The sequence below is a fragment of the Tritonibacter multivorans genome (assembly GCF_001458415.1).
Classification (GTDB): domain Bacteria; phylum Pseudomonadota; class Alphaproteobacteria; order Rhodobacterales; family Rhodobacteraceae; genus Epibacterium; species Epibacterium multivorans.
In genome coordinates this window covers 122,175-140,564 of sequence record NZ_CYSD01000042.1, presented here as the reverse complement: position 1 = coordinate 140,564, position 18,390 = coordinate 122,175, and the positions used below count along the sequence as shown (strand labels likewise).

Here is an 18,390-nt window from a genome sequence, read left to right as displayed (position 1 = left end):
CCGACCGGGCCGGACGCACGACCCGCCATAGTCTGTGCGCACCCAAGGGCGGTGACATCTGTGCCGCCCCCGTACACCGGCTGTGCTGCCCAAAACCAGTGACCTTTTTTAGGCCGAGGACCCGTGCAGGGGCAAAACACGTTGGTGCTCTGTTATATGGTCCCGCGGGGGTGCTAGCCTTCCAACCTGACCGGTTGGCACAAAGCCACAACGGGCATAAAGAGTGATCGCCGGTCCATTGTCGTCGATCACATCCAGAAACAGCTGATTGTAGCACCCCGCCCGCGCCCATTCGACAGCGGCAGCGACCAGCGCACGCGCAGCCCCGTAGCCGCGCGCCTCTGCCGCGACCCACATACCAAACAGCCCCGCGTCCTGCGGTTGCCCCCGCAAGGCCGCGACCGTGACGAGACCACAGTCACGCCCGTCCAGCACCGCCACAAAGGTTGTGTAGGTTCCGGTCAGCCTGCGCTGCCATTGTTCAGGATCCCAATGGGCCTCTGTCTCATGCGAGGTGCAAAACGCCTCTGGGCTGTCTTGCAAGGCCCGCAAACGCAGGCGCCGATACCGTGGCCATTCTATTGTTGTGAGCTGTTCGATCTTCATTTTACACACCTCTCACGCATCCCCCTACACCCAGTGTGGCGACCGGGTGAGAGGACGGACACCGTGGCACCAAACCCCGCGCCCGGTCCAGCCCTTTGTCGCAGCGGCCGCAAAGGCGCATGAGCGCCCTTTTCCTTTTGGCCCCCATTCGCTATGGGAGAACGCAACCCGAATTGACGCGACGCAGGAACACGAAATGGCACTGGAAAAGAGCTTTAACGCAGCCGAGGCGGAGAGCCGCCTGTTTGACGCCTGGGAAAAGGCGGGCTGCTTCACCGCAGGCGCAAACGCCAAACCCGGCGCTTCGACCTATTGCATTATGATCCCGCCGCCGAACGTCACCGGCGTCCTGCACATGGGCCACGCGTTCAACAACACGCTGCAGGACATCCTGATCCGCTGGAAACGCATGCAGGGCTTTGACACCCTGTGGCAGCCCGGCACCGACCACGCAGGCATTGCAACCCAGATGGTTGTCGAACGCGAACTGGCGAAAAACCAGCAGCCGTCGCGCGCCGAACTGGGCCGCGAGAAGTTCCTTGAGAAAGTCTGGGCCTGGAAAGAACAATCCGGCGGCACCATTATCAACCAGCTGAAACGCCTTGGCGCGTCCTGCGACTTTGACCGCACCGCCTTCACCATGGCGGGCGCGCAAGGCGATACCCGTACCGGCCACGAGAACTCGCCCAACTTCCACGATGCCGTCATCAAGGTCTTTGTTGAGATGTACAACAAGGGCCTGATCTATCGCGGCAAACGTCTGGTCAACTGGGACCCGCATTTTGAAACCGCGATTTCCGATCTTGAGGTCGAAAACATCGAGGTCGCGGGCCACATGTGGCACTTCAAATACCCGCTCGCGGGTGGTGCGACCTACACTTACGTCGAAAAGGACGAAGACGGGAACATCACGCTGGAGGAAGAGCGCGATTATATCTCGATCGCCACCACGCGTCCCGAGACCATGCTGGGCGACGGCGCGGTTGCGGTGCATCACGACGACGAACGCTATGCGCCGATCGTCGGTAAACTGGTCGAGATCCCCGTGGGCCCCAAGGAACACCGCCGCCTGATCCCGATCATCACCGATGAATACCCGGATATGAATTTCGGCTCCGGCGCGGTGAAAATCACCGGAGCGCATGACTTCAACGACTATCAGGTCGCCAAACGCGGTGGCATCCCCATGTACCGCCTGATGGACATGAAGGGCGCAATGCGCGCGGATGGCGCCCCTTATGGGGAAGAGGCCGCCAAGGCCCAAGCCCACGCCAAGGGTGCGGAATTTACCGAGAACGAAGTCGACGCCATCAACCTCGTCCCCGATGATCTGCGCGGGTTGGACCGGTTCGAGGCGCGCAAACTGGTCGTGCAGCAGATCACCGACGAAGGTCTGGCGGTGATGCAGACCGTGACCAAGGTGGTGAAGGACGACGAGGGCAATGAGACCGAGGTTTCCGAGGTCCTGCCCATGGTCGAAAACAAGCCGATCATGCAGCCGTTCGGCGACCGCTCCAAGGTCGTGATCGAGCCGATGCTGACGGACCAGTGGTTCGTGGACGCCGAAAAGGTTGTTGGCCCGGCGCTGGACGCCGTGCGCGATGGCCGCACCAAAATCCTGCCCGAGAGCGGCGAGAAGGTCTATTACCACTGGCTGGAAAACATCGAACCCTGGTGTATTTCGCGCCAACTCTGGTGGGGTCATCAGATCCCGGTTTGGTACTTCCCCGGGCGAAATGCTGACGGAACGGCGTGCGCGCCGAACGAAAAACAAAATGGTATTCTTACCATCTGTGCTGCAAGTGAAAACGAGGTTAGAAAAATCGTTCAGGACCGCTTTGGTGCGAACGAGTTTGTAGAAATTCCCTCTGACTTCACTCTGCCAAACAACAACGCAATGGACGCATTTCTTGTAAACTCCCAATTTGGGAGCAGCGAAGAATATGCGCATATGGTCGCCTACCGCGACCCCGACGTGCTGGACACCTGGTTCTCCTCTGGCCTCTGGCCGATTGGCACGCTGGGCTGGCCCGAGTGGGGGCAAGAGACCTCGAAATATTTCCCGACCTCGACCCTCGTGACCGGGCAGGACATCCTGTTCTTCTGGGTTGCGCGCATGATGATGATGCAGCTGGCAGTCGTGGATGACATTCCGTTCGACACCGTCTACCTCCATGGCCTTGTGCGCGATGCCAAGGGTAAGAAGATGTCGAAATCCACCGGCAATGTCATCGACCCGCTGGAAATCATTGACGAATACGGCGCCGACGCGCTGCGCTTTACCAATGCGGCCATGGCGTCCTTGGGTGGCGTTCTAAAGCTCGACATGAAGCGGATCGAGGGCTACCGGAACTTTGTCACCAAGATCTGGCAGGCATCGTCCTATGGCGACAGCCAGATTGATGCGTTCAGCGCAGACCGCGGGGCCGAGCCGCCCAAGGCCACCCTGCCCCTGAACCGCTGGATCATTGGCGAACTTGCCAAAGTGCGCGAAGAGGTCGACGCGGCGTTTGAGTCGTTCCGCTTCAATGACGCGGCAGAGAAGCTCTATGCCTTCTTCTGGAACACCTTCTGCGCGCGCTATCTGGAATTCACCAAACCGGTCTTCCACGGCGATGATCAGGCGGCGAAGGACGAGACCCAAGCGGTTTACGCTTGGGCCATCGACCAGTCGCTGATCCTGATGCACCCGATCATGCCCTTTGTGACCGAGGAAATCTGGGCCGCAACCGAAGGCCGGGGTTATGCCACAGGCGACGCCTCCAAAATGCTGGCCCATGCCGCATGGCCGACCTTCACGGCTGCCGATCTGGTGGATGCCGAGGCTGAGGCCGAAATGAACTGGGTGATCGCCGTGATCGACAACACCCGTTCGGCGCGCGCGCAGCTGAACGTTCCTGCAGGTGCGATTGTGCCGATGGTCGCGCCGGAAATGTCCGACGCCGCACGCGGTTATTGGGAGCGCAACAGCGCCCTGATCAAACGCATGGCGCGGATCGAGGATCTGGCCGAGGTGGACGCCATGCCCAAGGGCTGCATCACCATTCCGGTGCCGGGGGCCACGCTGGGCCTGCCGCTCGCCGACATCATTGACGTGGCCGCTGAAAAAGCGCGTCAGGAAAAGAACCTCGGCAAGCTGGCCAAGGAACTGGGTGGTCTGCGTGGCCGCCTGAAGAACCCGAAGTTCGCGGCCTCTGCGCCGGAAGAGGTTGTGGCAGAAGCCCGCGCAAACCTCGCCGCCCGCGAAGAGGAAGAGGCCCGCATAAACGAGGCGCTGTCGCGTCTGGCCGAGATCGGCTAAGCCAGCCTCAGCACTGGAAAAAAACAATGCGCCCGCAACATCATCGTTGCGGGCGTTTCTGCAGATGCACCCCAATTACATTCTGCGGGCATTCACCGCAAATTCCCCGCGAATTTCCCCCGCCTTCTTCGCATCAGGGAATTGCCAAAAGGCACATTCTGGTACAGCTTGGGTCCAAGAGTGGAGACCGTCGCATACAAACCGACGGCACAGGGTGGAAAAGTCACATGCCCAAAGGCTATTGGATCGCCCATGTCGACATTGATGACATGGAGACATATGCAAACTACATCAGTGCCAATGCGGCGCCCTTTGCCGAATACGGGGCCAGGTTCCTTGTGCGCGGTGGACACAAAGAGGTGCGCGAGGGCCAGATGCGGTCCCGAACCGTTGTGATCGAGTTCGCGGATTTTGCCACAGCCAAAGCCTGTTACGACTCGGTGTCATATCAGGACGCCAAGGCGCTGCGCGATCCGGTTTCAACCGGAGACATGGAAATCATCGAAGGTTACGGCGACTAGGCCCGCCCTTCACGAGACAGTGGACACAGGCTGAGAGTGACAAGATGCTGAAGAAATTCTTGCAGGCCTTCCGCCCCAGTGGCGCGCCAGGACTTCCCGACCCGGATGCCGAGCTGGCGCTTGGGGCTTTGTTGGTGCGTGTGGCGCAGTCTGACCGCGCCTATCAGTTCGAAGAAATCCGCCTCATTGACCGTATTCTGGCCCGCCTGTACGGCCACGACGCGATCGAGGCCGCGATGGTGCGCGCCACCTGCGAAAAACTGCATTCTGCAGCCCCTGAGACAGACACATTTGCCAAGCTGATCCGCGAAACCACGGTGATCGAAGACCGGCTCGCGGCCTTGGATGCATTGTGGGAGGTGCTTCTGGCCGATGGGATCGAACACGAAGGCGAGATCCGCATAATTGCCGAAGCCTGCAAGGCGATGGGGCTTTCTGAAATTGACAACAGCCGGGCCCGTGACAAGGCCCGCGACAAACTGGCCGCACAAGGTACCCCGCTGTCTGCAAAGGCGGAACCTGCGACCCAAGAGGAATAAGCCCATGATCGCAGATCTGCTGAAACGGCTGCTCGAGCCTTCGCCTGCCATCCTGCCCGACGAAGACGCGCGGCTGGCGATGTGTGCACTGCTGGTGCGGCTGGCGCGGGCGGACGACCGCTATGACGACGCCGAACGGGACCGGATCGACCGTATTTTGCGCACCCGCTTTGATCTGGACCCCGGAGCATCGCAAATTCTGCGCGAACAGGGCGAAGCGATGGAGGCCGAAGCCCCGGACACCGTCCGCTTCACCCGTGCGATCAAAGAGGCCGTGCCGCTGGAAGGGCGCGCCGGCGTGGTCGAATCCCTGTGGCAGGTGGCCCTGTCCGACGGGGAACGCGACGCGGAAGAGGACGCGCTGATCCGGTTGGCGGCCAATCTTCTGGGCGTCAACGATGTGGACAGTGCCAAGGCACGACAGCGCGCGGAGGCCAAACTGTGATCGCAACCCTTCCCATGTACGACCGCCCAGAATTACGCGCTGCAACAGATGCGCTTTGGGGCGAAATTCGCACCGCTCTGGGCCGCGGCCCCGAAGCTTTGGACCGCGAGATCGACATGTGGGAGGCCTGGCAATCGCCGGATCTTCTGCTGGCGCAGACCTGCGGTATGCCCTTTCGCACCCGCCTGTATGGCAAGGTGCAACTGGTCGCCACGCCCGACTATGGCCTGCCCGGCTGCCCGGCGGGTCACTACAACAGCGTCATCATCGCTCGCAAAGATCGCGTAGGGAACGATCTAAAAACCTTTGCGGGTCAACGCTTTGCCTATAATGAGGCCCTGTCGCAATCGGGCTGGGCCGCGCCCATGATGCATATGCGCCCCCATGATATGCTGCCCGGCGAACTGGTCGAGACCGGTGGCCATCGGAACTCTGCCGCCGCCGTCGCCGAAGACCGCGCGGATTTTGCTGCCATTGACGCGCTGACCTGGCAGCTGTTGTGCGATTACGAACCGCTGACCGAAGGGTTGGTCGAAATCGAACGCACCGAACCCACCCCGGCCCTGCCCTATATCACCGCCAAAACCGAAGATGGCGCGGCGCTCTTTGCGGCGATGGAAACCGCCCTTGGTGCCCTGTCCGCTGAACACCGCAATGCCCTGCATCTGCGTGGCGTGGTGCGGCTGGAACCCTCCGCCTATCTGGCGATTCCCACCCCGCCCGGACCGACGCTGGTGCAGGACCGTTTGGCGCGAGCCTAAGCCGCCCACCTACCCCATGCGGGCGCAGTTTCGGCCTGCGCCCCTGCACATTGATGCGCCAACGGTGCCAAAATGTGCAAAATCATCGTGTGAGCGCACACATTTCGACATTGCAATTGGATCCCAAATTGTTCCAATAGGGGCCACTTCACAGCACAACTGGACCACACCACCTTGACTGACCAAAGCCCCGTTCTGGAAATTCGCGGATTGCACAAATCCTATGGCGACCTCGAAGTCATCAAGGGAGTGGATATTACAGCACATCGCGGCGATGTGGTGTCGCTGATCGGGTCGTCGGGCTCTGGCAAATCCACACTTCTGCGCTGCTGCAACCTGCTTGAGGACAGCCAGCAGGGCGACATCCTGTTCAAAGGCGAACCGATCAAATGGACAGGCAGCGGCCTGCAGCGCCGCCCGGCAGATCCGGCGCAAATCCTGCGCATCCGCACCAACCTGTCGATGGTTTTCCAGCAGTTCAACCTGTGGTCCCATATGACCATTTTGGAAAATGTGATGGAAGCGCCCGTCACCGTGCTGAAACGCGACGCCACCGACGTTGAACGCGCCGCCCGTAAATATCTGGATCAGGTGGGCATTGGCGACAAATGCGATGTCTTCCCCGCACAGCTGTCCGGCGGCCAGCAGCAGCGGGCGGCGATTGCCCGCGCGCTCTGCATGGAGCCCGAGGCACTGCTGTTTGACGAACCGACCTCTGCGCTCGATCCCGAGCTGGAGCAGGAGGTGGTCAAGGTCATCAAAGATCTGGCCGCCGATGGGCGCACCATGCTGATCGTGACCCACGACATGCGTATGGCCGCCGATATCTCGGACACTGTGGTGTTCCTGCATAAGGGTCTCGTGGAAGAGGCCGGGAACCCGGATGAGATGTTCGCGAACCCCCGCTCCGAGCGGCTTCGCAGCTTCCTGTCGTCCACGCGACAGGAACATTAATAATTAAAAACCAAACTCTTAGGGGAGATACCTGATGAAAAACCTGTTTCTGGGCACCGCAGCGCTGGCGCTGACCGCCTCTTTCGCCATGGCCGACACCGTGCGTCTGGGCACCGAGGGCGCCTACCCTCCGTACAACTTCATCAACGATGCCGGTGAAGTCGACGGTTTTGAGCGCGAACTGGGCGATGAGCTTTGCGCCCGTGCCGAGCTGACCTGCGAGTGGGTCACCAACGAGTGGGATTCCATCATCCCCAACCTGCTGTCCGGCAACTACGACACCATCATCGCAGGCATGTCGATCACCGACGAACGCGAAGAAGTTGTTGATTTCACTCAGGGCTACACCCGCCCGTCGCCCTCTGCTTACGCAGCAATGGCAGATGGCGTGGACCTGAAAGGCGGCGTGATCGCCGCGCAGGCCACCACCATCCAGTCCAGCCATGTTGCCGAAACCGGCGCCACCCTGGTGGAATTCCCGACCCCGGATGAAACCGTTGCGGCCGTGAGCGCGGGCGAAGCGGATGCGGTTCTGGCCGACAAAGACTTCCTGATCCCGATCGTTGACAGCACCGAGCTGAAGTTCGTTGGCGAGGACGTGTTCCTCGGCGGCGGCATTGGCATGGCGTTCCGCGAAAGCGACGCAGAGCTGCGCGGCAAGTTCGACGCGGCGATTGCTTCTATGAAAGCAGACGGTTCCCTGAACGCGCTGCTCGCCAAATGGGAAATCGAAGGCCAGTTCTAAGCCTTCTCAACCCATTGAAAACACAAAGGGGGGCCCGCGCCCCCCTTTCCCGCATTCTCCCCCCAGACCCGTGACGACGTAAGAGGCCCGCCATTTTCGCCTATTGTACCGACCCCGCGCTGCTTGATGGCCTGTCGTGGCTCAGCTGCTACCTGACGACCGGTAAGCACATGTCTTTCTACGCCGCCTTTGGCACGGTGCTGCTGTTGTTGGCCGTCACCGCCCCGGCAGCGTTGCTGTTTGGACTTGGCGGCGCTGTGGCCGCGCGGTCGCGCTTTGCGCCGCTCAGCTGGCTGGGCCGGGGGTATATCGCCATTGTGCGCGGTGTGCCGGACATTGCGTTCTTCCTGTTTTTTGTCATCGCGCTGGATCAGGGGATTGAATACCTGCGCCACAAGGTGAAATGCCCCGACTGGGCTGATCCTGTGCGCCAGGGCAATGACTTTGTGGTCTGTGACATCGCCAAAATGCCGCTGTCGTCCTCGCCGCAATGGATGCACGAGGTCTATGGCTTCTGGCTTGCGGTGTTTACCTTTGCCATCGTCTTTGGAGCGTTTGCGGGCAATGTGCTGTTTGGCGCCATGCGCAGCGTGCCGCGTGCGCAGCTGGAAACCGCCGAGGCCTATGGCATGAGCCCGCGTCAGACCTTCTGGCGCATCCTGATGCCGCAGATGTGGGTCTTTGCCCTGCCCGGCCTGTCGAACCTTTGGATGGTTTTGATCAAAGCCACGCCGCTGCTGTTCCTGCTTGGTGTCGAAGACATTGTGTACTGGGCGCGCGAATTGGGCGGCTCCAAGGCGCCGCGCTTTACCGACTACCCGCACCCGGACTGGCGCATGTGGTATTTCCTTGCGCTGCTGGTGTTCTACCTCGCCTTTACCAAAGTCTCCGAGGTCGTGCTCGCCCGGATCACCCGCCGCCTCAGCCGCGGTCAGGCCACGCTGGCCGGCGAAGCGCAACGCAAAGAAGGAGTGGCGGCATGAGCTGTTTTGAAACCCTGCAAGTTTACGCCTTCCGCTCGCTGGGATACGGTGAACGGCTGCTGCCGCGCAGTGACTTCACCCTGTGCGACCAGTTTGTGCTGATCGGCTCTGGCCTGATCTGGAACGTCTACTTTGGCCTGCTGGCGGTGCTGGGCGGCTTTGTCTTTGCCAATGTGCTGGCCATGGGCAAGGCGTCCAAACGCCCGGCCCTGCGCCTGCCTGCAAACTGGTTCATCTTCCTGTTTCGCGGCTCTCCGCTGTTTATCCAGTTCTTCTTTGCCTACTTCCTGTTCCTGTCGCTGAAGTCCGTCTCGCCGATCTTTGACCCGCTAAGTTCCGCTGCGGTGGGGGCGCTGTTTGTGCTGTTCCTGAACACCTCGGCCTATAGCGCAGAGATCTTCTATGGCGCGCTGCAGTCGATCCCCAAGGGCGATATGGAGGCCGCAGACGCCTATGGCATTTCGGGCTGGAGCCGGTTCAGACGGATCATGTTCCCCACCATGATGCGGCTGGCCTGGCCGTCTTATACGAACGAGGCAATCTTTCTGTTCCACGCCACCACGCTGGTGTTCTTCTCGGGCTTCCCGGCCTGGCGGCAACAGGGTGATGCGCTGTATTATGCAAACTACTTTGCGGATAAGACGTTCAACCCGTTTATCCCATACCCGATCCTGGCGTTCTATTTCATCCTGCTGACGCTGACGATCATTTGGATCTTTGGTCGCATCAACCGCCGCCTGAACAAGCACCTGCCACAGGAACGGCGTCAGAAGATCAAACTGAAACTGCAGCTGATCCGCTGATCCGCTACCCCCCGAAATCCTGCATTCAAAAAGCCCCGCCCTTGCGGGGCTTTTTTCGTTTGGAACACAGGCACGAGGGCTGCCTTCGTGGCACAAATCACGCGGGCCTCACGGGTGGCACAAACTTTTGATCAAATTTCCTTGCAAGCCGCGCGTGCGCCCGCCAGACTGGCCCCAACGCTGCAAGGAAGATCCCCGTGGACCTCACCGCCCTCTCGACCGTTCGTCTGACCGCCTGCGACCTCAATGGCTGCGCGCGGGGCAAACGCATGGTGGCCTCGGCTGCGGAAAAGCTCGCCTCTGGGGCGGCACGCCTGCCCCTGTCGGCGTCAAACGTCGACATCTGGGGGCTGGACATTGAAGACAGCCCGCTGGTGTTTGAAACCGGCGATGCGGACGGCATGCTTCTGCCCACAAACCGTGCGCCCGTTCCCATGCCCTGGCTGGCCACCCCCAGCGCGTTGATCCTGGCAGAGCTGTACCATGTGGATGGCACCCCATTTGACGGCGACCCTCGTCAGGCGCTGAAAGCGGTGCTCGACCGCTATGCCACCAAAAGCTGGACCGTCCTCGCCGCGACCGAGCTGGAGTTCACGCTGGTTGACGACAGCGGCGACACCCTGCGCGCGCCGCTGAACCCAACCACCGGGCGCAGGCTGGACCACAATGCGGTGCTGGGCCTGCAAGAGCTTGATGATTTCGACGCCTTCTTTACCGATCTTTACGACGGGGCCGAGGCCATGGGCATTCCCGCCCTTGCCGCGATCAGCGAAGGGGGGCTGGGCCAGTTCGAAGTGAACCTCAACCATCAGGACGCCCTGCGCGCTGCTGATGATTGCTGGCTGTTCAAAATGCTGGTCAAAGGCACCGCGCGCAAACACGGGCTGGCGGCCACCTTTATGGCCAAACCCTACGCCGAGGACGTGGGCAATGGCATGCATGTGCATTTCTCGGTTGTCGACGCAGACGGGCGCAATGTGTTCGACGACGGCACGGATGCAGGCAGCGACACGCTGCGGGCTGCGGTGGCGGGCTGCCTTGCCGCCATGCCCGACAGCACATTGATCTTTGCACCCCATGGCAATTCTTATGCCCGGCTGGTGCCCGGTGCCCATGCCCCCACGGCAGCGGCCTGGGCCTATGAGAACCGCACCAGCGCCCTGCGCATCCCAGCCTCGCCCCCTGCGGCGCGGCGGATTGAACACCGGGTCGCGGGCGGCGATGTGAACCCCTACCTGCTGCTCGCCACCATTCTTGGCGCAGCGTTTATGGGGATCGAAGACGCCCTAACCCCGCCTACGCCAATCACCGGTAATGCCTATGAGGTCAAAGACCTGCCACAACTTGCCCCCGATTGGGCGGCTGCGGTAAACCAGCTGGAGGCCAGCACCTTGATGCCGCGCATCCTTCCGCCTGCGTTGATCGAAAACTTCATTCGCACCAAACGGCAGGAAATCGCAGGCTTTGCCAAGCTCCCGCCCCAAGACCACTGGCTTTCCTGGCTCGACCGGGTCTGAGCCGACCAAGACCCCAAAGGACCAAGATGAAAGTAGGCATCTTACAAACCGGCCGCGCCCCCGAAGCGCTGATGGACCAGACCGGCGACTATGACGCGCTGTTTCGTGACCTGCTGGCAGGCCATGGGTTTGACTTCGTCACCTTTGCGGTACTGGACGGGGAATTTCCCGCCAGCGTCGAGGACGCGGATGCCTGGCTGATCACCGGATCGCGCCACGGGGTCTATGAGGACCACGACTGGATTCCCCCGCTCGAAGCGCTGATCCGCAAGATCGACGCCCGCCGCCTGCCGCTGGTCGGGGTCTGCTTTGGTCACCAGATCATCGCACAGGCGCTTGGCGGTCGGGTCGAAAAATTCAAAGGCGGCTGGAGCGTTGGTGCCACCGAATATGACTGCGCCGGAACACCGCTGGTGCTGAACGCCTGGCATCAGGACCAGATCGTCGAACGGCCCAAAGGGGCGCAGGTTGCTGCTTCTTCGGCCTTTTGCAAGAACGCGGTTCTCACCTATGGCGATCACATCTGGACTGTGCAGGCGCATCCCGAATTCACCGCAGATTTCATTGACGCCCTGATCCGCACCCGTGGGCGCGGCGTGGTGCCCGATGCCCAGCTGGAGGCCGCGACCGAACAGCTCTCCACGCCAACCGACAACGCCAAGATCGCACGTAAGATCGCCGCATTTTTCAAAAAGCCGAGGCCCTGATGTCCCCCAAAGCGACCCCCACCAGCCCGAAAGACTGGCAAGAGGACCTGCCAGACACCGCCCGCGCCTATTACGAAGGGCAGCGGCTGGACGAGGTCGAATGCATCATCTCGGACCTGCCGGGGATTGCCCGTGGCAAGGCGGTGCCCGCGTCGAAATTTGCCCGCCAGACCTATTTCCACCTGCCCGACAGCATCTTCTACCAGACCATCACCGGCGACTGGGCGGATGCCGCCGATGAGGATGGCTGGATCGAAAAGGACATGGTGCTCTATCCCGATTACTCCACCGCCACGGCCGCGCCCTGGACCGGAGACTGGACGCTTCAGGTGATCCATGACGCCTATGACCGCGATGGCGCACCGATCCCGTTTTCCCCGCGCAATGTGCTGAAACGGGTGGTGGATCTTTATCACGCGCAGGGATGGAAACCGGTGGTCGCGCCCGAGATGGAATTCTATCTGGTCGCCCGCAATACCGATCCCGCGCGTGGGATCGAACCAATGATGGGCCGCTCTGGCCGCCCGGCAGCGGCGCGTCAGGCCTATTCCATGACCGCCGTGGATGAATTTGGCCCTGTGATCGACGACATCTATGATTTCGCCGAAGCCCAGGGGTTTGAGATTGACGGCATCACCCAGGAAGGCGGCGCAGGCCAGCTGGAGATCAACCTGCGCCATGGCTCTCCGGTGAAACTGGCCGATGAGGTGTTCTACTTCAAACGCCTGATCCGCGAAGCCGCACTGCGTCACGACTGTTTTGCCACCTTCATGGCCAAACCGATCGCGGATGAGCCCGGATCGGCCATGCACATACACCATTCGATCATCGACATGGAAACCGGCGAAAACCTGTTCTCTGGGCCGCAAGGGGGCGAGACGGACGCGTTTTATCACTTTATCGCGGGGCTTCAGAACCACCTCCCTGCGGGCCTTGCGGTGATGGCACCCTATGTGAACTCCTACCGCCGCTATGTCAAAGACCACGCCGCGCCGATCAATCTGGAATGGGCACGCGACAATCGCACCACCGGCATTCGCGTGCCGCTTTCCGGGCCCGAAGCCCGCCGGATCGAAAACCGCATTGGCGGCATGGACGGCAACCCCTATCTGTCCATCGCCGCCTCGCTGGCCTGTGGCTATCTTGGCCTGATGGAACAGGAACGCCCCTCGAAACAATTCAAGGGCGATGCCTATGAGGGCGAAGGCGATATCCCCCGCGTGCTGGGTCAGGCGCTGGATCTGTTTGACGAGGCCACCAAACTGCACGAAATCCTTGGCCCCGAATTCGCCCGCGTCTATTCGATTGTCAAACGGGCTGAATATGACGAGTTCTTGCAGGTGATTTCACCGTGGGAACGCGAACATCTGTTGATGAACGTCTGACGCTGATGGCCCTGAACCTGCTGCACGCCAATGATGCGCCCGGCCAGTACCCGACCAGTTGGTATGCAGCCACGGCGACACCGCTTGATCCCTTTCCCGCGCTGGTCGGCGACGCGAAGGCCGATGTCTGCATCATTGGCGCTGGGTTCACCGGGCTGTCAGCCGCCCTGCATCTGGCCGAACGGGGCTATTCCGTTACCCTTCTGGAGGCACAGCGCGTGGGCTTTGGCGCTTCTGGCCGCAATGGCGGGCAACTGGGGTCGGGGCAGCGGCAGGATCAGGAAAAACTGGAAGCCATGATGGGCCGTGATGACGCGGCCAAACTGTGGGATCTGGGCGAAGAGGCCAAGGATCTGGTGCGCGATCTGGTGACGCGCCACAAAATCGACTGCCACCTGAAACCGGGGGTCGCCTGGACCGGCATGTCCCACCGCGAAACCCGCGATCTGCACGCCTATGCCGATTTTCTGAACGACCGCTACGGCTATGATCAGATCGAGAAACTGGGTCAATCTGCCTGCGAAAAGCTCTGCCCTTCCCCCGCTTATCACGGCGGCATTCTGGACATGGGCGCAGGCCACCTGCACCCGCTGAACTTTGCCCTTGGGCTGGCCCGTGCCGCCCATGCCGCCGGTGCAAAGATCCATGAACAAAGCGAGGTCCTTAGCATTGCTGAGGACCGGCAGGTCACGGTCAAGACCGCTCAGGGCAGCTTGCGCGCCGATCACCTGATCCTCGCCTGCAACGGGTATCTGGGGCGTCTGAACCCGAAAGTCGCGGCGCGGGTGATGCCAATCAACAACTTCATCGCCGCCACCGAACCCCTTGGCCTGCGCACAGCCGAGGTCCTGAACCGCGATGTGGCGGTGGCGGACAGCAAGTTTGTTGTGAACTACTTCCGCCTGTCCCATGACGGGCGGCTGCTGTTTGGCGGTGGGGAAAGCTATGGCTATCGCTTCCCAACAGACATAGCCGCCAAAGTGCGCGCGCCCCTGCTCGAGATCTTCCCGCATCTCGCTGATGTTAAAATCGACTACGCATGGGGCGGCACATTGGCCATCACCATGAAACGCCTGCCACATTTTGCCCGCCTGTCGCCCCGCACCCTTGCGGCGTCTGGCTATTCCGGGCACGGGCTGGGCACCGCCACCCATGCGGGCCGCCTGTTGGCCGAAGCCGTCGCAGGCCAATCAGAAGGGTTTGATCTGATGGCCCGCCTGCCGGTGCCGCCTTTCCCCGGCGGCGCCCATCTGCGCAGCCCGCTTCTGACGCTTGCCATGACCTGGTACGCCCTGCGCGACCGGCTTGGGGTCTGATCGGAAAGCTTCGAGTTTCCCAATGATACCCAGCTGCGAGTCGCGCCGCAGCGGCCCGCACGTGGCCCGCAGGTCCCTCTTGTCCCTGCCCATTTCGCGCCAGACCGGCCAGAACGCAACAGTTTCATGAAATTTCAGCGCCTTAGCGCCGATTTCACGCCGCCACTCTTGGATTTTCCCGCGCATTGTTTTATATTTTTGAAAGGCTAAATTCAGGATTTTGAAATATGCAAAACGTCCCCGACGTCCATCAGGGCGAACCGATCCCCGAAGCGGCCCGTGAGGCGATTGAGCAGCTTCTCCAGTCCGGCGATCTTTTCCGTTACACAGCCCCGCAAGACGCTCCCGTCGCCTTGCTCGAGGCCGAGTTTGCGGCCCTTCTGGGCACCAAATATGCGCTGGCGGTGTCCTCCTGTTCCGCGGCCCTGTTCCTGTCGCTGAAAGCGCTGGGTCTGCCCCGCGACGCCCGCGTGCTGATCCCCGGCTTTACCTTTGCCGCTGTGCCCTCCTCGGTGATCCATGCCGACTGCGTGCCGGTCCTGTGCGAAGTGGCCGACAACTACCGCATCGACATGGCCGACTTTGAGGCCAAGCTTGATGACAACATCGCTGCGGTAATCATCTCTCATATGCGCGGCCATACCTCCGATATGGATGCGATCATGGCGCTGTGTGACGCGCGCGACATTCCGGTGGTTGAGGACGCGGCGCATTCGCTCGGCACCACCTGGCATGGGGAAAACATCGGCACCATCGGGCGCGTTGGCTGTTTTTCATTCCAAAGCTACAAGATGATCAACGCAGGCGAAGGGGGCATTCTGGTCACCGACGACGCAGATCTGGTGGCCCGCGCCGTGATCATGTCCGGCGCCTACGAGCACAACTGGAAGAAGCACAAAACCCCCGAAGGCCAGAACGACCCCGAACTGTCTAATGCCTTTGGCCGCTGGCAGAACCAGCTGCCGCTCTATAACCTGCGCCTGTCGAACCTGTCGGCGGCGGTGATCCGCCCGCAGATCCCGGAACTGGCGCGTCGTGTGCGTGACGGTCTGGCCAACCACGACTATGTGGCCGGTCGCCTGAACAGCGCTGCGCATTTCAACGTGCCCGCCCCGCTGGCCCCGGAACAGCGCGCACCGGATTCGATCCAGTTCAATCTGGTCGACATGACCGAAGCCCAGATCGAAGCCTTTGCCGCCGCCACCGCAGCCAAAGGCGTGAAGGTCCAGATCTTTGGCCGCTCTGCCGACAATGCACGCGCCTTCTGGAACTGGCAGTTCATTGGGAATGTGCCCGAGCTTCCCCAGACCCGCGCCATGCTGATGAAAGCCTGCGACGTGCGCCTGCCGGTGCGCCTGACCCGCGCAGAGCTGGACGTCATTGCCGATATTCTGCTGACCTCGGTCGAAGAAGCCGTGGCCAAAGCCGCCGCTTAAACCAATCGCAAGCATCTCTCGCCCCCGGCGCCGCAGGGTTGCCGGGGGTTTTCTATTGGCGTGGCAGATGTTGATCTCAGGGGCGTGGAATGTCCATGTGTTCAACCGGCACCATCAACGCCTCGACCCCGCCGCCCTGCACCCGCACGGCCGAGGTGATCGCCCGCACCCGCAGGCCCTCAGGTGTTTCCACAATATAGGGCGCCCCGGAATCGCCACGCATCAACGGGCATTGCACCAATAGCACCCCACCCTGAGGCGGATTGAGCGGGCACGGCGCGGTGCGGTTCTGCACGTGGGGCCGCAGCCCGGCATAGCCAACGGCAAACCCCGCCTTGGCTGCGCCCCCCTGCCAGACCGGAAGGATCCCCAGCCGCTGCCCCAGCGGTTCCTCCAGCTCCAGCACAGCCCAGTCTCGGCGGTGATCACGTGAAAACCGCCCCGGCCTCTGGTCTTTGGACAGGATGTAGCGTCGCACACGGGACGATGCCACCGCTGTCCCACGCTGATAACCGCCCGCAAACACCACGTCCTCGGCCCGGACCCAGGCGCGGTTTTTGCCATTGTAAAGGCAATGCGCAGCGGTCAGCACCAGCCGTTCCGCGATCAGAACGCCGGTGCAGTGAAACCGCTGTGCATAAGAGGCAAAATTGACCCGGCCAATCGCCGACCAAGGCGGCACCGTGGCGTCGGGTATGCTGCGATCCCGCACCGCGGCGCAGGCATCGCTCTGTTTGCTCCCCGATGCGCCAATCCCGCAGATCCCGGCCGACTGGGCCTTCAGGTCATCTGCTGGCAGACAGGCGGCCAGCAACAGGGCAAACAGCCCATGCCACCGGCGCCACCGCATAAAGGTCAGCTCAACTTCGAGAGCTTGTCCTGAAGCTCTGCAAGTTGCTTTTTGATGGAATCGAGGTCCTCGCCCTCTTCGCCGCCGTCGCGCGCGCCACTGGCGCCACCGGTCGAACCGGGCCAGCCGCCCGAAAAGCCGCCGGTCATCGCCTTGAGAAAGGCCTCCTGCTGGGCTTTCAGCGCCTCGAACCCCGGCATCTGCGCCATTGGGTTCATCGCGGAATTCATCGCCGTCATCTTCTCGACCATCTTTTCCTGGCTGTCGCGCAGCATGTCAAAAGAGGCCTGAAGGAACTGCGGCATCACCCCACCGCCCGGCACCATATAGCTGCGCACCAGATCGTTCAGAACCGTCACCGGCAAAACGTTTTCACCACGGCTTTCGTGTTCCGCGATGATCTGCAGCAGATACTGGCGTGTCAGGTCGTCGCCGGTCTTCAGATCCATGATCTGAACCTCGCGCCCGTCGCGGATGAACCCTGCAATATCTTCCAGCGTCACGTAATCACTGGTCTCGGTATTATAGAGCCTGCGGCTCGCGTACCGTTTGATCAGCAAAGGTTTTTCCTGTTCAGCCATGTCAGTCTCCCCGCGCTTGGTTGAAAAACACTAAGCGAGGGTTTCACAAAAAGAAAGCATATCTTGCAGCCGCAGCAACAATCCTGCGCAGGGGCTTCGCTGCGCAGCATGGAATGCTGCATTGCAGCATTGGCGCAGGCAGGACCGCATGAGGCCCCGCCCGCAATCCAGTCTCAGACCCAGCGCACCGCTTCGTCCATGCTGCGGCGCGACTGTGGGTGGCGCGGCGGGCTGGCGCGATAGCCAAAGGCCGCCATCACAGCAGGTTTCAGCAGTGTTGGGTCGACGTCAAATTCCGCTTCCAACACCGCGCTCAGAGCGTCCATCTCAAAGCCTTCGATCGGGCAGCTGTCGATCCCCATCAGTGCGGCGGTGGTCATCATGTTCCCCAGTGCGATATAGGACTGGTGACGCGCCCAATCGGTGATTTTGCGATCATCGGTCAGGTCGAAATGCTCGGCCTGAAACTGCGCATAGGCGCCCAGAAGACCGGTGATGTTTTCCTCAGGAAAGCCTTTCACCTCGCGCAGGAACTTCGGCAGATATGCGCTGTCGGCGGCCATGGTGGCGCTGGTGTGGGACAGGAAGATCACGAAATGGCTGGCGGTTTTCAGCTGCCCCTCGGTGCCGCTGACAATGCCATTTGCACCCCAGGACATCGGCTCCAGCAAAGCGCGTTTTTCCGGGCTTTGTACGACCAGCATCTGCCAGGGCTCCAACCCAAACGATGTTGGCGACAGGCGGCCGGTTTCCAAAATCGTGTTGAATTCGTCTTCCGGGATCTTGCGGCCGGGGTCAAAAACTTTGGCGGCATGACGGAAGGCATAAGCGTCCAGGATCTGGGCCTGAAGCGCGGTCTGCGGGGTGACGTCTTTCATTGGATCATCTCCTGAATTGCGATGACCGAAACCTAATCTCGCCCACATTTCAGGTCTATCCA

General features: G+C 61.3%; 18 protein-coding genes. 14 read left to right on the top strand and 4 right to left on the bottom strand.

Features of this window, described 5'->3' with window-relative positions; genetic code table 11:
- Positions 1-108: 108 nt before the first annotated feature.
- Complete coding sequence (locus TRM7557_RS16425; RefSeq protein ID WP_058291308.1) at positions 109-606, bottom strand: GNAT family N-acetyltransferase; 498 nt, start codon at positions 604-606, stop codon at positions 109-111.
- 196 nt (positions 607-802) lie between these two features.
- Between TRM7557_RS16425 and TRM7557_RS16420 the strand changes: the two genes are divergently transcribed.
- The 14 genes from TRM7557_RS16420 to TRM7557_RS16355 all read left to right on the top strand — a co-directional run bounded on the left by TRM7557_RS16420 (position 803) and on the right by TRM7557_RS16355 (position 16,019).
- The gene (locus TRM7557_RS16420; protein ID WP_058291307.1) at positions 803-3,907 is read left to right on the top strand and encodes a valine--tRNA ligase; all 3,105 of its coding nucleotides are present in this window, start codon (positions 803-805) and stop codon (positions 3,905-3,907) included.
- Between the two features lie 227 nt (positions 3,908-4,134).
- Positions 4,135-4,428, top strand: coding sequence for a DUF1330 domain-containing protein (locus TRM7557_RS16415; protein ID WP_058291306.1), 294 nt, complete (start codon positions 4,135-4,137; stop codon positions 4,426-4,428).
- A 44-nt stretch (positions 4,429-4,472) separates the two neighbouring features.
- Complete coding sequence (locus TRM7557_RS16410; protein WP_058291305.1) at positions 4,473-4,967, top strand: tellurite resistance TerB family protein; 495 nt, start codon at positions 4,473-4,475, stop codon at positions 4,965-4,967.
- A gap of 4 nt (positions 4,968-4,971) precedes the next feature.
- Entirely contained in the window at positions 4,972-5,412 is a 441-nt protein-coding gene (locus TRM7557_RS16405; protein ID WP_058291304.1) for a tellurite resistance TerB family protein, read from the top strand.
- Entirely contained in the window at positions 5,409-6,173 is a 765-nt protein-coding gene (locus TRM7557_RS16400; protein WP_058291303.1) for a phosphate/phosphite/phosphonate ABC transporter substrate-binding protein, read from the top strand. Before TRM7557_RS16405 ends, TRM7557_RS16400 begins: the two co-directional genes overlap by 4 nt.
- 174 nt (positions 6,174-6,347) lie before the next feature.
- Positions 6,348-7,127, top strand: a complete 780-nt coding sequence (locus TRM7557_RS16395) for an ABC transporter ATP-binding protein (RefSeq protein WP_058291302.1) — start codon at positions 6,348-6,350, stop codon at positions 7,125-7,127.
- 34 nt (positions 7,128-7,161) lie between these two features.
- Positions 7,162-7,872 carry a transporter substrate-binding domain-containing protein gene (locus TRM7557_RS16390; RefSeq protein WP_058291301.1) on the top strand — a complete coding sequence of 237 codons (711 nt, stop codon included), beginning with the start codon at positions 7,162-7,164 and terminating at the stop codon, positions 7,870-7,872.
- 92 nt (positions 7,873-7,964) lie between these two features.
- The gene (locus tag TRM7557_RS16385) at positions 7,965-8,855 is read left to right on the top strand and encodes an ABC transporter permease (RefSeq protein WP_074941809.1); all 891 of its coding nucleotides are present in this window, start codon (positions 7,965-7,967) and stop codon (positions 8,853-8,855) included.
- Entirely contained in the window at positions 8,852-9,658 is an 807-nt protein-coding gene (locus tag TRM7557_RS16380) for an ABC transporter permease (protein WP_058291299.1), read from the top strand. Before TRM7557_RS16385 ends, TRM7557_RS16380 begins: the two co-directional genes overlap by 4 nt.
- Before the next feature lie 197 nt (positions 9,659-9,855).
- A complete protein-coding gene (locus tag TRM7557_RS16375) occupies positions 9,856-11,175 on the top strand; it encodes a glutamine synthetase family protein (protein WP_058291298.1) in 1,320 nt (439 codons plus the stop codon).
- Between the two features lie 26 nt (positions 11,176-11,201).
- The gene (locus tag TRM7557_RS16370; RefSeq protein ID WP_058291297.1) at positions 11,202-11,882 is read left to right on the top strand and encodes a type 1 glutamine amidotransferase; all 681 of its coding nucleotides are present in this window, start codon (positions 11,202-11,204) and stop codon (positions 11,880-11,882) included.
- Positions 11,882-13,267, top strand: coding sequence for a glutamine synthetase family protein (locus tag TRM7557_RS16365; protein ID WP_058291296.1), 1,386 nt, complete (start codon positions 11,882-11,884; stop codon positions 13,265-13,267). The genes TRM7557_RS16370 and TRM7557_RS16365 overlap by 1 nt, the downstream gene beginning before the upstream one ends.
- 5 nt (positions 13,268-13,272) lie before the next feature.
- A complete protein-coding gene (locus TRM7557_RS16360) occupies positions 13,273-14,583 on the top strand; it encodes an NAD(P)/FAD-dependent oxidoreductase (RefSeq protein WP_058291295.1) in 1,311 nt (436 codons plus the stop codon).
- 227 nt (positions 14,584-14,810) lie between these two features.
- Complete coding sequence (locus TRM7557_RS16355; RefSeq protein ID WP_058291294.1) at positions 14,811-16,019, top strand: DegT/DnrJ/EryC1/StrS family aminotransferase; 1,209 nt, start codon at positions 14,811-14,813, stop codon at positions 16,017-16,019.
- Positions 16,020-16,095: 76 nt separating this feature from the next.
- On the opposite strand, the gene TRM7557_RS16350 is transcribed toward TRM7557_RS16355, so the two are convergent.
- The 3 genes from TRM7557_RS16350 to TRM7557_RS16340 all read right to left on the bottom strand — a co-directional run bounded on the left by TRM7557_RS16350 (position 16,096) and on the right by TRM7557_RS16340 (position 18,328).
- The gene (locus TRM7557_RS16350) at positions 16,096-16,869 is read right to left on the bottom strand and encodes a trypsin-like serine peptidase (RefSeq protein WP_058291293.1); all 774 of its coding nucleotides are present in this window, start codon (positions 16,867-16,869) and stop codon (positions 16,096-16,098) included.
- A 5-nt stretch (positions 16,870-16,874) separates the two neighbouring features.
- Positions 16,875-17,450, bottom strand: coding sequence for a polyhydroxyalkanoate synthesis repressor PhaR (phaR, locus tag TRM7557_RS16345; RefSeq protein WP_058291292.1), 576 nt, complete (start codon positions 17,448-17,450; stop codon positions 16,875-16,877).
- A gap of 173 nt (positions 17,451-17,623) precedes the next feature.
- Complete coding sequence (locus tag TRM7557_RS16340; RefSeq protein ID WP_058291291.1) at positions 17,624-18,328, bottom strand: NAD(P)H-dependent oxidoreductase; 705 nt, start codon at positions 18,326-18,328, stop codon at positions 17,624-17,626.
- Positions 18,329-18,390 lie beyond the last annotated feature (62 nt).

Bases quoted from the DNA above. Each gene is read 5' to 3' on its own strand.
- TRM7557_RS16370 (WP_058291297.1), top strand. From the start codon at position 11,202: ATGAAAGTAGGCATCTTACAAACCGGCCGCGCCCCCGAAGCGCTGATG.
- TRM7557_RS16365 (WP_058291296.1), top strand. From the start codon at position 11,882: ATGTCCCCCAAAGCGACCCCCACCAGCCCGAAAGACTGGCAAGAGGAC.
- TRM7557_RS16410 (WP_058291305.1), top strand. From the start codon at position 4,473: ATGCTGAAGAAATTCTTGCAGGCCTTCCGCCCCAGTGGCGCGCCAGGA.
- phaR (WP_058291292.1), bottom strand. From the start codon at position 17,450: ATGGCTGAACAGGAAAAACCTTTGCTGATCAAACGGTACGCGAGCCGC.
- TRM7557_RS16405 (WP_058291304.1), top strand. From the start codon at position 4,972: ATGATCGCAGATCTGCTGAAACGGCTGCTCGAGCCTTCGCCTGCCATC.
- TRM7557_RS16415 (WP_058291306.1), top strand. From the start codon at position 4,135: ATGCCCAAAGGCTATTGGATCGCCCATGTCGACATTGATGACATGGAG.
- TRM7557_RS16390 (WP_058291301.1), top strand. From the start codon at position 7,162: ATGAAAAACCTGTTTCTGGGCACCGCAGCGCTGGCGCTGACCGCCTCT.
- TRM7557_RS16420 (WP_058291307.1), top strand. From the start codon at position 803: ATGGCACTGGAAAAGAGCTTTAACGCAGCCGAGGCGGAGAGCCGCCTG.
- TRM7557_RS16380 (WP_058291299.1), top strand. From the start codon at position 8,852: ATGAGCTGTTTTGAAACCCTGCAAGTTTACGCCTTCCGCTCGCTGGGA.
- TRM7557_RS16360 (WP_058291295.1), top strand. From the start codon at position 13,273: ATGGCCCTGAACCTGCTGCACGCCAATGATGCGCCCGGCCAGTACCCG.
- TRM7557_RS16340 (WP_058291291.1), bottom strand. From the start codon at position 18,328: ATGAAAGACGTCACCCCGCAGACCGCGCTTCAGGCCCAGATCCTGGAC.
- TRM7557_RS16425 (WP_058291308.1), bottom strand. From the start codon at position 606: ATGAAGATCGAACAGCTCACAACAATAGAATGGCCACGGTATCGGCGC.
- TRM7557_RS16355 (WP_058291294.1), top strand. From the start codon at position 14,811: ATGCAAAACGTCCCCGACGTCCATCAGGGCGAACCGATCCCCGAAGCG.
- TRM7557_RS16350 (WP_058291293.1), bottom strand. From the start codon at position 16,869: ATGCGGTGGCGCCGGTGGCATGGGCTGTTTGCCCTGTTGCTGGCCGCC.